This is a genomic window from Janthinobacterium sp. SUN026 (assembly GCF_030397625.1).
Lineage (GTDB): Bacteria > Pseudomonadota > Gammaproteobacteria > Burkholderiales > Burkholderiaceae_D > Janthinobacterium > Janthinobacterium kumbetense.
The window spans coordinates 202,203-216,723 of sequence record NZ_JAPQNU010000005.1; the positions used below are offsets into that span (position 1 = coordinate 202,203).

Annotated in this window: 12 protein-coding genes; 8 read left to right on the forward strand and 4 right to left on the reverse strand. The window is 63.1% G+C overall.

Annotated features, from left to right (window positions below; all coding sequences use genetic code 11):
- The first annotated feature begins 18 nt into the window (after positions 1–18).
- On the forward strand, positions 19–1,020 hold the full coding sequence (gene pta, locus OX459_RS21900; protein ID WP_099664801.1) for a phosphate acetyltransferase: 1,002 nt from the start codon (positions 19–21) through the stop codon (positions 1,018–1,020).
- A 1-nt stretch (position 1,021) separates the two neighbouring features.
- Positions 1,022–1,783, forward strand: coding sequence for a TSUP family transporter (locus OX459_RS21905; protein ID WP_289906542.1), 762 nt, complete (start codon positions 1,022–1,024; stop codon positions 1,781–1,783).
- Here OX459_RS21905 and OX459_RS21910 read toward each other — a convergent pair.
- Positions 1,780–3,177, reverse strand: coding sequence for an RtcB family protein (locus tag OX459_RS21910; RefSeq protein ID WP_289906543.1), 1,398 nt, complete (start codon positions 3,175–3,177; stop codon positions 1,780–1,782). The two genes, OX459_RS21905 and OX459_RS21910, sit on opposite strands and share 4 nt — an antisense overlap.
- A 446-nt stretch (positions 3,178–3,623) precedes the next feature.
- On the opposite strand from OX459_RS21910, the gene OX459_RS21915 reads away from it, so the two are divergent.
- Together OX459_RS21915 and OX459_RS21920 are read left to right on the forward strand one after the other, a co-directional pair.
- Positions 3,624–4,511, forward strand: coding sequence for an RNA ligase family protein (locus OX459_RS21915; RefSeq protein WP_289906544.1), 888 nt, complete (start codon positions 3,624–3,626; stop codon positions 4,509–4,511).
- Entirely contained in the window at positions 4,508–5,647 is a 1,140-nt protein-coding gene (locus OX459_RS21920; protein WP_289906545.1) for an AAA family ATPase, read from the forward strand. The genes OX459_RS21915 and OX459_RS21920 overlap by 4 nt, the downstream gene beginning before the upstream one ends.
- Here OX459_RS21920 and OX459_RS21925 read toward each other — a convergent pair.
- The 3 genes from OX459_RS21925 to OX459_RS21935 are packed head-to-tail and all read right to left on the reverse strand — an operon-like array spanning position 5,640 to position 9,241.
- Complete coding sequence (locus OX459_RS21925) at positions 5,640–7,388, reverse strand: cobalt chelatase (RefSeq protein WP_289906546.1); 1,749 nt, start codon at positions 7,386–7,388, stop codon at positions 5,640–5,642. The genes OX459_RS21920 and OX459_RS21925 overlap by 8 nt on opposite strands.
- Entirely contained in the window at positions 7,385–8,359 is a 975-nt protein-coding gene (locus OX459_RS21930; protein ID WP_289906547.1) for an AAA family ATPase, read from the reverse strand. The genes OX459_RS21925 and OX459_RS21930 overlap by 4 nt, the downstream gene beginning before the upstream one ends.
- A 39-nt stretch (positions 8,360–8,398) precedes the next feature.
- Positions 8,399–9,241: an IclR family transcriptional regulator gene (locus OX459_RS21935; protein ID WP_099664793.1), complete on the reverse strand. Its 843-nt coding sequence runs from the start codon at positions 9,239–9,241 to the stop codon at positions 8,399–8,401.
- A gap of 218 nt (positions 9,242–9,459) precedes the next feature.
- On the opposite strand from OX459_RS21935, the gene xsc reads away from it, so the two are divergent.
- The 4 genes from xsc to tauA all read left to right on the forward strand — a co-directional run bounded on the left by xsc (position 9,460) and on the right by tauA (position 14,516).
- Positions 9,460–11,268, forward strand: a complete 1,809-nt coding sequence (gene xsc, locus OX459_RS21940; protein ID WP_289906731.1) for a sulfoacetaldehyde acetyltransferase — start codon at positions 9,460–9,462, stop codon at positions 11,266–11,268.
- Positions 11,269–11,466: 198 nt separating this feature from the next.
- A complete protein-coding gene (locus tag OX459_RS21945) occupies positions 11,467–11,874 on the forward strand; it encodes a nuclear transport factor 2 family protein (protein WP_289906548.1) in 408 nt (135 codons plus the stop codon).
- A 58-nt stretch (positions 11,875–11,932) separates the two neighbouring features.
- Positions 11,933–13,342 carry an FAD-dependent oxidoreductase gene (locus tag OX459_RS21950; protein WP_289906733.1) on the forward strand — a complete coding sequence of 470 codons (1,410 nt, stop codon included), beginning with the start codon at positions 11,933–11,935 and terminating at the stop codon, positions 13,340–13,342.
- 160 nt (positions 13,343–13,502) lie between these two features.
- Positions 13,503–14,516, forward strand: coding sequence for a taurine ABC transporter substrate-binding protein (tauA, locus tag OX459_RS21955; protein WP_289906734.1), 1,014 nt, complete (start codon positions 13,503–13,505; stop codon positions 14,514–14,516).
- The last annotated feature ends 5 nt before the right edge of the window (positions 14,517–14,521 follow it).

Below are 14,521 nucleotides of genomic sequence, written 5' to 3' on the forward strand. Positions count from 1 at the left end.
TACCGAATTGGAGTCGCCATGAAAGCCCTGCACCGCATCATCGCGCAAGCCCGCGCCGTGCCGAAAAACATCGTCTTGTGCGAGGGCGGCGACGTGCGCGTGCTGCAGGCGGCCGCGCGGGCGGCCAGCGACGGCCTGGCGCACATCACCATCGTCGGCAAGCCGGCCGCCATCCTGGCCCTGGCGCGCGAACAGGCGCTGGACCTGGATGCCGTGCGCCTGGTCGACCCGGAAACGTCCGACGAGTCGGAACACTATGCCCAGCAATTGTTTGTGCTGCGTCAAGCCAAGGGCATGACGGTGGAGCAGGCGAGGATCGCCGTGCAAGATCCCTTGTGCTACGCCAACCTGATGGTGCGGCTGGGCGACGCGGACGGTTGCGTGGCGGGGGCCGTGCACACGACGGCCGACGTGGTGCGCAGCGCCATCCAGATCATCGGCGTCGACCCGGCCTTCAAGCTCGTGTCGAGCTTTTTCCTGATGATGCTGTGCGAACCGTTCCACAGCCTGAAGGGCGGTTTCATCTTTTCCGACTGCGCCCTCGTCGTCGACCCGAAGGCGGAGGAATTGGCCGACATCGCCATGGCCGCCGCCGACAGCGCGCAAGCCTTGCTGATGGAAGAGCCGCGCGTGGCCATGCTGTCGTTTTCCACCAGCGGCAGCGCCCACCACGCGGCCGTCGACAAGGTGCATGCGGCCACGGACCGGGTCAAGGCCCAGCGTCCGCTGCTGGCCATCGATGGCGACGTGCAGCTCGACGCGGCCATCGTGGCCGAGATTTCGCAAAGAAAAGTCAAGGATTCCGTCGTCAACGGCCGCGCGAACGTGCTGGTGTTCCCGAACCTGGACGCGGGCAATATCGGCTATAAATTGGCCGAACGCATGGGCGGCGCCGTCGCCATCGGTCCCTTGCTGCAAGGCTTGAACAAACCGGCCAATGATTTGTCGCGCGGTTGCTGCGCCGACGACGTGTATAACGTGATTGCCGTCACGTCCGTGCAGGCCCAGGGTGGGCGCTGAGTTGTTCAGCCTGCCCGTGCTGGCGCTGCTGGGCGTGGTGGCGGCGGGCACATATTTCCAGACCGTCACGGGTTTCGGACTGGGCATGATCGTCATGGGCGTGGCCAGCGGCCTGGGCCTGGCGTCTGTGCCCGCGCTGGCGGCCCTCGTCAGTTTGTTGTCCCTGGCCAATTGCCTCGTGGCCTTGCCGGGCGCCTTGCACCACCTGGACTGGCGCGCCATCCGCGCCGCCAGCATCGGCTTGCTGCCGGCCATGGCGGCCGGTGTCTTGCTGTTAGGATACCTGGACCAGGCGTATGCGCCCATCCTGAAACTGTTATTGGGCGCGGCCATCGTGTATGGCGGCGTCAGCATCCTGCTGCAGGCGCCGCCGGGACCGGGCGCGGCGGATAAACGCAGCTTCTTCATCAGCGGCGTGTGCGGCGGCCTGTTCTCGGGCCTGTTTTCGCTGGCGGGACCGCCGCTCGTGTACCAGTTTTATCGCCAGGAAATGAGTCTGACCACCATCCGCTACAGCCTGATCTTCCTGTTCGCCATCAGCGCGGGCGGGCGCTCGCTGATGGCGGGCAGCCAGGGCCAGCTCGATGCGAAAGTATTGCTGCTGTGCACGCTGGCCTTGCCCGTGGGCGTGCTGGCCACGATGGCCGGCAAGCGCTATCCGCCGCCGATCGCCCAGCGCGGCATGCGCCGCATCGCGTTTGCCGTGCTGACCGCCATCGGCATTTCGCTGATGGCGGCGGCCGTGCCGCAATTGCTGGCCTAGGCCTTGAACGTCAATAAAGGTTTCAGGCGGGCCACCGATTGCAGCAAGCCCGCTTCCTCCTGCGCGGCGATGACGGGACCGATTTTTTTATAGGCCATCGGCGCTTCCTCGACGCGGCGTTCCTCGCGCAAAGTCACGCACTGGAACGCCATCTCGTCGCCGCCCACCGTGGGCCGCATGGCGCGCATGGCCTGGCGGCGGATGCTGCGCCCCGCGCCGTGCGAGCACGACCACAGCCAGTCGGGATTGCCCATGCCCGTTGCCACATAGGAATAATCGCCCATGGAACCGGGGATCAGCGCCAGGTCGCCTTCGCGTGCCGGCGTGGCGCCCTTGCGGTGGATATTCATGCCGTGCTCGCGCAGGATGACGTTGTGCGGCACGTCCACCACTAGGCGGGATTGATCCTGCGCAAACACCTGCGCCAGGCTGTCGCGCACCAGCTCGGCCAATACCATGCGGTTGACCCAGGCATAGCGCGACGCCACGCCCATGGCGTCCATGTATTCGCCGGCCAGTTCGCCCGTCAAGCCGTACAGGCCGGACTTCGGGTGGCGCACGCCTGCCGGCCACGCCTCTTTGGCGCGGTCCATCCAGCGGCTGCCGACAAAAAAGCCCACGTCGCGGCTGCCGCTGTGGATCATGACGACCACTTCGCCGGGCACCAGTCCGTGCCGGTACGCGGCATGGCGGTCCATGACGGCATCGACCAGCTGGATTTCCACGAAGTGGTTGCCCGATCCCGTGGTGCCCAGGCTGGGATCGCGTATCACTTCGCGCGTGCCCACCAGCGCTTCGGGCGCATGGCGCAAGCCTCCGCCCAGTTCGCGCAAGGCGATGCAATCGTCGAGCTCGCGCAGCAAGCGCTGCTTGTCGACCCGTGGCCACAAGCCATCATTGTGCAGGCTGTCGATGAACGCTTCCGGCCCCACGTCGAACAGGGCGGCAAACGCTTTCGAGCGCAGCGGCACGTTGCGGCCGTCTTCCAGCAGCACATGTTTGAGCTTGGCGAGCAGCTGCGGCTTGCGCGCCTCGAACTGCGCCAGGCTCAAGCCCGTCGTGATCAGACGCATGCCGCAGGCGATGTCCGTGCCGGGGATGGCGGGGATCACCATGTCGGGGCTGGTGGCAACGATGCTGCCCACGGGCGCGATGCTGCCCGGGTGAAAGTCGGGCGTGGCGCACGCTTTGCACACATGGCCATCCTGGCCCGGCACGGCGACGGCGGCAAACTCCATCAACTGGCGCACGGCTTTTTCCTCGAGGGGAAAGTTGTGGGGCAGCAGCACGGACGCCTGGGCGTGCGGATTGCTGAGTGTATAAATGCCGTCGGCATAGGCGACAGCGATGCCCTGGCGGCGCAGGGCTTTTTGTAATCTGGATAGGGGAAACACGATTCTGCTCCGGAAATAACGAATGCACGGCCATTTTGCAAGGGCCATGTTTGTTTTCCACGCAGCAGCGACAGGAAGTGCCGCCAGCTTAGCAAACTTTGTGCCGCTTGCAAAGCCGCCGGCCCCGACAGTGCACACAAGAGTGCGCACGATACGCAGCGCCACTTGCAAAATAATCAAACAGCCTTTATATTCGCGGTTCTTTCTCGAACCTCTTCCTTATTGGAGCCAAAAGTGCCTCGCTTCTTCGCCATCACCTGCTAACGCTGACGAAATGCTCTCTGCAGCATCGTTCGGCGCGTTGACGCCCCCGATTGCTGCGGCACTGTTTTTGCTCTCTCCGCACACGTATCCAGGACCACCGTCCTGATCGTCCACGCCCGAACACGTCGTCAGCACCCCTGACCCTGTATGGACACGCCCCGGTGAACGCGGCGTGGGACGCTATGTTTTTACAATCTTTGCCCTTATTTAAATACCCGCGCACGCCGCACCTGGAAGGTTCGCGCCTGCAGGATGGCGACGACGGTTCCGACCAGATGCCCCTGAAAAAGCTGGCCGGCCAGTACGTCGTCATCGAGGAAAAAATCGATGGCGCCAACTCCGCCGTGTCGTTCAGCGACGCGGGCGAGGTGCTGCTGCAGTCGCGCGGCCATTACCTGGCGGGCGGCGGCAGCGAACGCCAGTTCAACCTGTTGAAACCGTGGGCCCATGCGCACGAACATGCGTTGCTGGGCTTGCTGGAAGACCAGTATGTGCTGTTTGGCGAATGGTCTTACAGCAAGCATTCCGTGTTTTACGACTGCTTGCCCCATTACTTCAACGAGTTCGACGTGTATTGCCGCCGCACGCAGATGTTTTTGTCGACGGCGCGCCGCCACGCCATGCTGGCCGGCTCGCCCGTGCTGTCCGTCCCCGTGCTGTACGCGGGTTTGATGCCGACTTCGCCCAAGCAGCTGTGGCAGCTGCTGCGCCATTCGCTGGCCAAGTCCCGCCTGTGGCGCGACGCTTTCGAAGGCGTGGTGGCGCGCGAACGCCTGCCGCTGGACCTGTGCTGGAAGCAGACGGACAAGTCCGACCACGCGGAAGGCTTGTACCTGAAAGTGGAAGACGACGAGCAGGTGCTGGCCCGCTACAAGCTGGTGCGGCATGACTTTACGCAAACCATCCTCGACAGCGGCTCGCACCACAGCACGCGGCCCTTGATCCCGAATCTGCTGGCCGAGGGCGTCGACCTGTACGCGCCGCAGCCGCTGGTGACCTGGGAGAGCCTGGGCTTGCACACCTGCCAGTCGCTGGACGAACTGGCAATATTTTCAAGGAGTACTAGATGAACTGGAAACAGTTACAACAACTGGTGCCGCCAGCGGGCCAGTCGCCCGATTTCAACGCCTGCCTGGCCGCCTTCCCGCAGCTGGAATTGGCGAAGACGACGCCGCAAAACCCCGTGTACCACGCGGAAGGCGATGTGTGGACGCATACGATGATGGTGGTGGAATCTCTGCTGGCCATGCCCGATTACCAGCAAGCCACGCGGGCGCAGCAGGAAATCGTGTTCCTGGCCGCCTTGCTGCACGACGTGGCCAAGTGCAGCACCACCGTGATCGACCCCGTCACGGGCGCCATCGGCCAGCCCGGCCACTCGCGCAAGGGCGCCCTCGATGCGCGCATCGCCCTGTGGGATGTGGACGTGCCGTTTGCCGTGCGCGAGGAAATCTGCCGCCTGATTAATGTACATCAAGTGCCGTTTTTCGCGCTGGAAACCTCGCGGCGCGGCGTCACGCCCGAGTTCACCGTGCGCGAACTGTCGTGGCAAGTCGATATCCATTTGCTGGCCATGCTGGCCGAGGCCGATATCCGCGGCAGGATCTGTCCCGATCCGCAGCGCATTCTGGACGCCATCGAACTGTTCCGCGAACTGGCGCGCGAGGAAGGCTGCTATGGCCAGCGCAGGGTGTTTGTCGACGATCACACGCGCGTCAAATACTTTCGCGGCGCCGAGGCGCATCCCGATTATTCCCTGTTCCAGGAGCCGGGCTCGCACGTGATCGTCATGTCGGGCTTGCCCGCGTCGGGCAAGAATACGTGGGTGGAGAAGCACCATCCGCGCCTGCCCGTCGTGTCCTTCGACGATGCGCGCATCGCCTTGGGCTTGAAGCACGGCAAGAACGAAGGGCAGGTGGGCGACTATGCGGAAGAGCGGGCGCGCGAGCTGCTGCGCAAGGGCGAACCGTTCGTGTGGAACGCCACGCATCTGTCCAAACTGATGCGCGAAAAGACGCTCAACCTGCTGTACAAATACCATGCGCAGGTGGAACTCGTGTACCTGGAGCAGCCGCGCAAGGAATTACTGCGGCGCAACGGCCAGCGCGACACGTCGCTCAGCAACAAGAAGTTGCAGTCGATGCTGTGGAACTGGGAAATCCCGCTGCCGATGGAAGCGCATGCCGTGCGGTACGAAGTTACTTGAGTGATTGACGTTTGCATCCACCGAGCAACTGCGCGATCTCGCTGAACAGCTCATTGTTCAGCGAGGCGGGCAGGGTGGTGGCCAGGCTGCGGCTGTAGTAGGCGCCCAGGTCCAGGCCCAGTCCCAGCCCGCAGATTTCCACGGCGCCCTGCGCTTCGCGGCGCGCCACCACTTGCTTTAAATGTTGCGCCAGATAAAACTCGTCGTTGGCCAGATTCGTGGCTGTATCCATCGGGCAACCGTCGGACACGACGAGCAGGATGCGCCGCCGTTCCGGGCGCGCCAGCATGCGCGTGCACGCCCAATCCACGGCTTCGCCATCGACGCCTTCGCGGTACAGGTCCGCTTTCAGCAAGGCCGCGATGTCGGGCCGCGCGCGGCGCCAGCTCGTATCGCCATCCTTGAAGACCATGTGCACCAGTTCGTTCAAGCGGCCCGGCTGGGCGGGCGAGCGGGCGCGCATCCAGTCGCGCTTGACTCGTCCCCCGTTCCACGCGCCCGTCGTAAAGCCCAGCAACTCCGTGCTGATCCCCGCCTGGTCCAGCGCGCGCAGCAGAATGTCGAGCAGTACGGCCACAGATTCCGCATGCGTCTTCATGGAGCCGGAGCAATCGACGAGGAAGGTGACGAGGCAATCGGCTTGCGGCAGGAATTGTTCCTTGCGGAACAGCCGGCGTTCGGACGGCGAACTGATCAGCTGAGCCAGGCGGCGCCCGTCGATATAACCCTCTTCCTCGCCGAACGACCAGCCGTCGCGTTGCGGCACGGCCAGCAGTTGCGTGAAACGCCGCGCCAGGCGGGCCGTGTTGATGCCCAGGCTGGCGATGCGCGCATCCATGCGTTCGCGGTATTCGAGCAGCAGGGCGCGGCGCACCAGTTCGCCCGCTTTTTCTTCGCGGTCATATGCCGTGGAGTACGCCCTGTAGCCGCCCTTGCCGTCGCTATCGTTGAAAGCGCGGCTGTCGCCCAGCGGTGCGGCATCGGGCAGGTGGTCGTTGTCGCTGTCGAAATCGAGCAGCAGCTTGAAGGCCGCCTGCGCCCTGGCGTCGCCCGCCTCGTCCTGTTGGCCCTCGCGCTTCGCCTGCGCCTCTTGCAGCATGGCGTCGACGGCGTGGGCGATGGCCAGCGCGTGGCGCGCAAAGGCCGCCTGGTCCGTTCGGTGGCGGCGCAAGCCCGCCAGGTCGCCGCTCAGTTGCGAAGACACGGACCAGCGCGTGGCCTCGATGAAATCCTCCGTCTTTTCCAGCACGGGCCGGGCCGTCAGGCGCGACCAGCACATCTGGAACACCGTGTACAGCAGCAAGCCCGACGCGCCTTCGGCCAGGCCGGAATCGTAGAACGCATGTGACCAGGCCGTGAAACGGTGGCGCAGGTTGTGCGCCACGCCCGCATGTTGATCTGGCGCAAGTGTTTCCACCCTGAGCTGTTCCAGCAATTCGAAGACGAGCCGCGCCACGGGTTCTACCGGACACAGGGCCTTGTGCAGGGCGGCGTCCGTGTGCAGCAGGCGCAGGGCCACGCTGTCGGCCGCGCCGCGCAGCGAGGGCAAATCCTGCAGCGCGGCATCGGGCTGCAGATGGGCGGAGTGGATGGGCAGGGGGCGGTGGCCGTCGTGCAGGCGCCGGCCCCGGTAGCGGATGGAGGCAACGCCGCTCAGCGCGCGGATGGCGCCCGCGCACAACTCGTCCGTTTCCTGCTGCTCGCGCGTGTAGGGCGCAGGCGCGGTCGCTTCCGTACTCATGCCTGGCTCGCCAGCAATTCCTCATTGAAACAGCGCTGGTAATACTCGGCCACCATGGGCCGCTCGGCCTCGTCGCATTTGTTGAGGAAGGACAGGCGGAAGGCCAGCGCCGGGTCGCGGAAGATCTGGCAATTTTCCGCCCAGGTAATCACCGTGCGCGGCGACATCAGGCATGCCAGGTCGCCCGCCGCATAACCGTGGCGCGTGAGGCTGGCCACGGCCACCATGGCGGCTGCCAGCCGGCGGCCCGCCTCGTCGTTCATGGCGGGCACCCTGGCCAGCACAATCTCGGCTTCTTCCGCCTGCGGCAAATAGTTCAGGGTGGCAACGATATTCCAGCGGTCGATCTGCGCGTGGTTCAGCACTTGCGTGCCGTGGTACATGCCGTTCAAGTTGCCGAGGCCCACCGTGTTCGACGTGGCGAACAGGCGGAAGTGCGGATGCGGCGTGATGACGCGGTTTTGGTCGAGCAGGGTGAACTTGCCGTCGCGCTCGAGGATGCGCTGGATGACGAACATCACGTCGGGGCGGCCCGCATCGTACTCGTCGAAGATCAGGGCCACGGGGCGCTGCAGCGACCAGGGCACGATGCCTTCCTGGAATTCCGTCACTTGCTGCTGTTCGCGCAGCACGATGGCGTCCTTGCCGACCAGGTCCAGGCGGCTGATGTGGCCGTCGAGGTTGACGCGCACGCAAGGCCAGTTCAGGCGCGCCGCCACTTGTTCGATATGCGTGGACTTGCCTGTGCCGTGCAAGCCTTGCACCATCACGCGGCGGTTGTGGGTGAAGCCGGCCAGGATCGCCAGGGTGACATCCTTGTTGAAGCGGTAGGCGGGGTCAATGTCGGGCACGTGCGGGTCGCGCTCCGTGAAGACGGGCACGTGCAGGTCGCTGTCGATGTGGAACAGGCTGCGCACGGACTGCAAGGTTTGCGCCGCTGCGGCGGGGGGATGTTGGCGTGAATCTGGCACCTTGTTCTCCTGTGAAACCGCAGCGGGGGCGCTACGGGGTTATGAATTACCTGCCTGCAATGCGTCGTCGTCCCCGCCCGTCGTCGGCATGGTTTCCGATTCGATGGCGGCCAGGGCTTGCGCGGCGCGTTGCAATGCTGGCAAGAAATGTAAAGCCTTGTCGTGCGTCAAACGGATGATGGGCGCCTGGATGGCCACAGCCAGATTCGAGCGGCCGTTCGGGTTCGGCACCAGCACGGCCACGCACAGCAGGCCGGGCAGGAATTCCTCGTCGTCCAGCGCATAGCCGTTGCGGCGCACCAGTTCCAGTTCGCGTTCCAGCTTGACGGGGTCCGTTTCCGTCTTGTCCGTAAAGCGCGTCAATTCCATGTGGCCCAGCAGGCGGCGCCGTTGCACGGGCGTCATTTGCGCCAGGAACAGCTTGCCGCTGGACGAGCAGTGGGCCGGCACCCGCGAACCGGGATGCAGGTAGAAGCGCAGCGGGGCCGCTGTTTCCACCCGGTCCAGGTACACGACTTCGCTGCCGCTGAAGGCCGTCAGGTTGCAGCTTTCGCCCACTTCCTCGACCAGCTGGCGCAAGACCATGCGGCGGGCGCCATGGAAAGTGTTGTTAATCAGTAGGTTCGATGCGAGGCGGCGCAGGCGCACGCCCGTGCTGTAGTGGCGGCCATCGCTTTCGCGCTGCAGCACGCCCACGCTTTCCAGCTGTTGCAGCATGCGGTGCAGGGTGGGCTTCGGCAAGCCCGTTTCTTCCACCAGCGCTTGCAGCGACAGCAACTGGTCTTTTTCGGCAATCACTTCCAGCAAGGCAAACAAACGCATCGTGGGCGTGTCGCCTTCCAGTTTTTCCGGCTCAAGTTTTGGGGATGAAATCATGTCCATGGTGGCCTCGGTTGGGTAGCTCTGAGTGTGACGTCAGCTTATTTCATTTTCGAACTCAAATTGTACCGTTTCCTTGAAAATCTGTTTGACTTTTGATTGCCGAACGCTTAAATTGAATTGTATATCAAATTTCGGAACAAAATATACCGATTTTTGATAAATTAATTGATAATTCGCTGCACTTCATCACCACAGACCAGGAGACACCCATGAATGACATGACCGAGCAAAAAGCCGCCGCCGCAGCGGCCATCCCCACCGGCCCGCAAAAGATGACGCCTTCCGAAGCGTTCGTGGAAACCCTGGCCGCCAATGGCGTGACCGACATGTTCGGCATCATGGGCTCGGCCTTCATGGACCCGATGGATATCTTCGCCCCGGCCGGCATCCGTTTGATTCCCGTCGTGCACGAGCAGGGCGCCGGCCACATGGCCGACGGCTATGCGCGCGTCTCGGGCCGCCATGGCGTCGTCATCGGCCAGAACGGCCCCGGCATCAGCAATTGCGTCACGGCCATCGCCGCCGCCTACTGGGCGCACACGCCCGTCGTGATCATTACGCCGGAGACGGGCACGATGAGCATGGGCCTGGGCGGTTTCCAGGAAGCGAACCAGTTGCCGATGTTCGAGGAATTTACGAAGTATCAAGGCCACGTGACGAATCCCGCCCGCATGGCGGAATTCACGGGCCGCTGCTTCGACCGCGCCATGTCGGAAATGGGCCCGACCCAATTGAACATCCCCCGTGACTATTTCTATGGCGAAATCAAGGCGGAAATCCCGAAACCGAACCGCCTGGACCGTGGCGCCGGTGGCGAGCAAAGCCTGAACGATGCAGCGGAATTGCTGGCCAAGGCCAAGTTCCCCGTGATCATCTCGGGCGGCGGCGTCGTCATGGGCGAAGCCATCGAAGAGTGCAAGGCCCTGGCCGAGCGCCTGGGCGCCCCCGTCGTCAACAGCTATCTGCACAACGATTCCTTCCCCGCCAGCCACCCGCTGTGGTGCGGCCCGCTGGGCTATCAGGGTTCCAAGGCGGCCATGAAACTGATCGCCCAGGCCGACGTCGTCGTCGCCCTCGGTTCGCGCCTGGGACCGTTCGGTACCTTGCCGCAGCACGGCATGGATTACTGGCCGAAAAACGCCAAGATCATCCAGATCGACGCGGACAACAAGATGCTGGGCCTGGTCAAAAAGATTTCGGTGGGCATCTGCGGCGACGCCAAGGCGGCCGCCAAGGCGATTATTGCCCGCCTGGATGGCAAGAAGCTCGATTGCGACGCCACGCGCGACGCACGCTACGCCACCGTGCAAGCGGAAAAGGCCGCGTGGGAAGAGGAATTGACGAACTGGACCCATGAAAAGGATGCGTACAGCCTGGACATGATCGAAGAGCAAAAGAAAGAGCCAGGCAACTACCTGCACCCGCGCCAGGTCTTGCGCGAGCTGGAAAAAGCCATGCCGGAAGACGTGATGGTGTCGACCGACATCGGCAACATCAACTCGGTGGCGAACAGTTACCTGCGCTTTGAAAAGCCGCGCAGCTTCTTTGCGGCGATGAGCTTTGGCAATTGCGGTTATGCCTTCCCGACGATCATCGGCGCGAAAGTGGCCGCGCCGCACCGTCCGGCCGTGTCGTATGCAGGCGACGGCGCCTGGGGCATGAGCTTGATGGAAACGATGACGTGCGTGCGCCACAACATTCCCGTGACGGCCGTGGTGTTCCACAACCGCCAGTGGGGCGCGGAAAAGAAAAACCAGGTGGATTTCTACAACCGCCGCTTCGTGGCAGGCGAGCTGGACAACCAGAGCTTCGCGGAAATCGCACGGGCCATGGGCGCCGAAGGCATCACGGTCGACAAGCTGGAAGACGTGGGGCCGGCCCTGAAAAAGGCCATCGACATGCAGATGAATGAAGGCAAGACCACCATCATCGAAATCATGTGCACGCGTGAGCTGGGCGACCCGTTCCGCCGCGATGCGCTGAGCAAGCCGATTCGTCACCTGGACAAGTACAAAGACTATGTTTAATTAAGTGAGCCAGCCTGTGGGAGTGGGCTGTGACCAAATTCTCACAGATTGTCACGAAAGCATCATAATTTCATTAAAGAATACAAGGCGTCCCGTTTTTTGAATTATTTGATTTGACAAGGCCATGCTTAAGGCTTAAATTCAATAAAAGACAAAAAACGGAACGTAGCGTATCAAAAACGATTTACGGAGACAACCATGAACCACCCTGTACCGCACACTGACGCCGTCACCACGGACTTCCTGCAAGCGTTCGGCGATGCCTGGAACCGCCACGATATCGACGCCCTGATGGCCGCCATGGCCGACGATTGCGAATTCCACGCTGTCGCCGGTCCGGAACTGCTGGGCAAAAGCTTCATCGGCCGCGACGCCGTGCGCGCCGGCTTCGAGCTGGCCTGGCAAACCTTCCCCGACGCGGCCTGGCTCAACCCCGTGCATTTCGTCAGCGGCGAACGGGGCGTGACGGAGTCGACCTTTGCCGGCACCAAGGCGGACGGCACGCGCATCGAAGCGCGCATGGTCGATATCTTCACCTTCCGCGACGGCAAGATCGCAGTCAAGAATGCTTTCCGCAAGGATCGCCCACCCGTCGTCACAGTCTGAGCCAGCACGTTCACCAGGAATGACCATGAACAAACCTGTCGACACCCCGCCTGGCGTAATGGGCAACAACAGCACCGCCGCCCGCACGCCCTACGATCCCGCCTTCGATCCGCTGGTGGCCCAGCGCCCCGGCCATGGCAATGCCTATGCGCCCACCTACTGGATCGGCACGGCCGGCGAGCCGCCCGCCGACGACGGCCCCATCACGCATGACATCGACGTCGACGTGGCCATCATCGGCTCGGGTTTTACCGGCCTGTCCTGCGCCATCTTTTTGGCCCAGGAACACGGCATCAAGGCCACCGTGCTGGAAGCGAACCGGGTCAGCTGGGGCTGCAGCACGCGCAATGGCGGCCAGGCCCAGTGCACGACGGGCCGCCTGAAGCGCTCGCAGTGGATAGACCGTTATGGCCTGGACACGGCCCTGAAACTGCACGCGGAAGTGTGCGACGCGATGGAAACGTTCAAGAAGATCACGGCCGATATCGATTGCGACCCGCAGCCGGGCGGCCACCTGTACATCGCCCACAAGGCGAAAGCCATGCCCGCGCTGGAAAAAGAAGCCAAGGTCATGCGCGAGATCTTCAAGTACGACGCCCGCATCCTCGACGCCGGCACCGTCAAGCGCGAATTTGTCGACGACAAGGAAGCGGCCGGCGCGCTGCACGAGCCGGAAGGCATCGGCATCCATGCGGGCAAGCTGGCCTTCGGCTACCTGCGCAAGGCGCGCGCGCTGGGCGCCAAGGTGCATCCGTCCAGCCCCGTGATGGGCTGGGAAACGCGCAATGGCGTGCATTATCTGCAAACGCCGGGCGGCGTGGTGCGTGCCCGTTCCGTGGCCGTGGCCACGGGCGGCTACACCTCGCCCCACCTGCATCCGCAAGTGAAGAACCGCTTGCTGCCGATTCTGTCGAACTCGCTCGTCACGCGCCCGTTGACCCCGGCGGAAATCGAGGCGTGCAACTTCCGCACCCATCAGGTGATCACGGATACGCGCATCTTGCGCCACTACTACCGCTTGATGCCGGACAACCGCGTGCAGATCGGCAGCCGCAGCGCCATCACGGGTGCTGACGCGCCGGACGACAAATACAAACAGTTTTTGATCAACGATCTGCACCGCAAGTTCCCCGCGCTGACGGGGATCGGCATCGATTATTCGTGGTGGGGCTGGGTCGACGTCAGCCACGACATGATGCCGCGCATCGTGCAACCGGACCCGAAGCAATCGATCTTCTATTCGCTCGGTTACGGCGGCAACGGCGTCATGTACTCGGCGCAGGCGGGCCGGCGCATGGCCGAGCGCATCGCGGGCAAGGCCAGCGACACGGGCTTGCCGATCTTTAATTCGAAACTGCCGTACCCGAACATGATGGAACTGGTCGAATCGCAAGCGTTCGCCCCGTTCCGCCGCCTGGGCCAGCGCTTCCTGTACCGCTGGTATCACTTGAAGGATGAAGTGTTTTAAATAGTAATAGCAGTAGCCGTACTAAGCCGCCGTATGAGTTGACATAGAGCAACCAACGGCGCCTCCCGCAAGGGATGAGATTGCCCGCACGTTCACACATAACAATAACTTGGAGTGAGACATGAACACATACACGAGCAAAAACACGGTATTTTCAACGATGCGCCGCGCCGTCCTCGGCACCCTGGTGCTGGGTGTCGTGGCCGCCTCCAGCGGCACGGCCTTCGCGCAAGGCAAGGAAGTGACGATTGCCTACCAGGAAATCAACGGTCCCTTCCTGGTAGCCATCGCCAGCGGCGAAGTGGAAAAAACCACCGGCTATAAAATCAACTGGCGTAAATTCGATTCGGGCGCCAAGGTGGCCACCGGCATGGCGTCCGGCGACGTGCAGATCGGCGTCATCGGTTCCAGCCCATTGACGGCGGCCGTCAGCCGCGGCGTCGACTTGCAGCTGTTCTGGATCATCGACGACATCAACGAAGCCGAAGCGATGGTGGCGCGCAACGGCGCCGGCATCAGCAAGCCCACGGATTTGCGCGGCAAGAAGATCGCCGTGCCATTCGTTTCCACCACGCATTTTCACACCATGTTCGCGCTGGAAACGTGGGGCATCAAGCCCACGGAAGTGAAATTGCTGAACATGCAGCCGAACCAGATCGCTGCCGCCTGGGAGCGGGGCGATATCGACGCGGCCTTCGTGTGGGATCCGGCCTTGAGCAAACTCAAGCAAAATGGCAAGGTGCTTGTCACTTCCGGCGAACTGAGCAAGAAGGGCAAGGCCACGTTTGACGGCATGGCCGTCGAGCGCGCCTGGGGCGAAGCGAACGCGGACTTCATGGCCAAGTTCGTCAAGGTAATGGCCGCTGCCGACGCCGACTACCGCGCCAATCCGAAAGCGTGGACCATCGATTCCCCGCAAGTGAAAGCCAACGTCAAGCATTCGGGCGCGGCCGCCAAGGACGTGGCCGCTTCCGTGGCCCTGTACGCCTACCCATCGCTGCAGGAACAGGCGTCGCCGGCCTGGCTCGGTGGCGGCGCGAAGGGCGGCGTGGCGCAAGCCTTGCTGGCCACGGCGCAATTTTTGAAGGGCGAAGGCAAGATCGACACCCTGGCAAGCGATTACGCCAAATATGTGACACCCAAGTATGCACAGGCCGCCGGCCTGCTGAAGTAAACGTT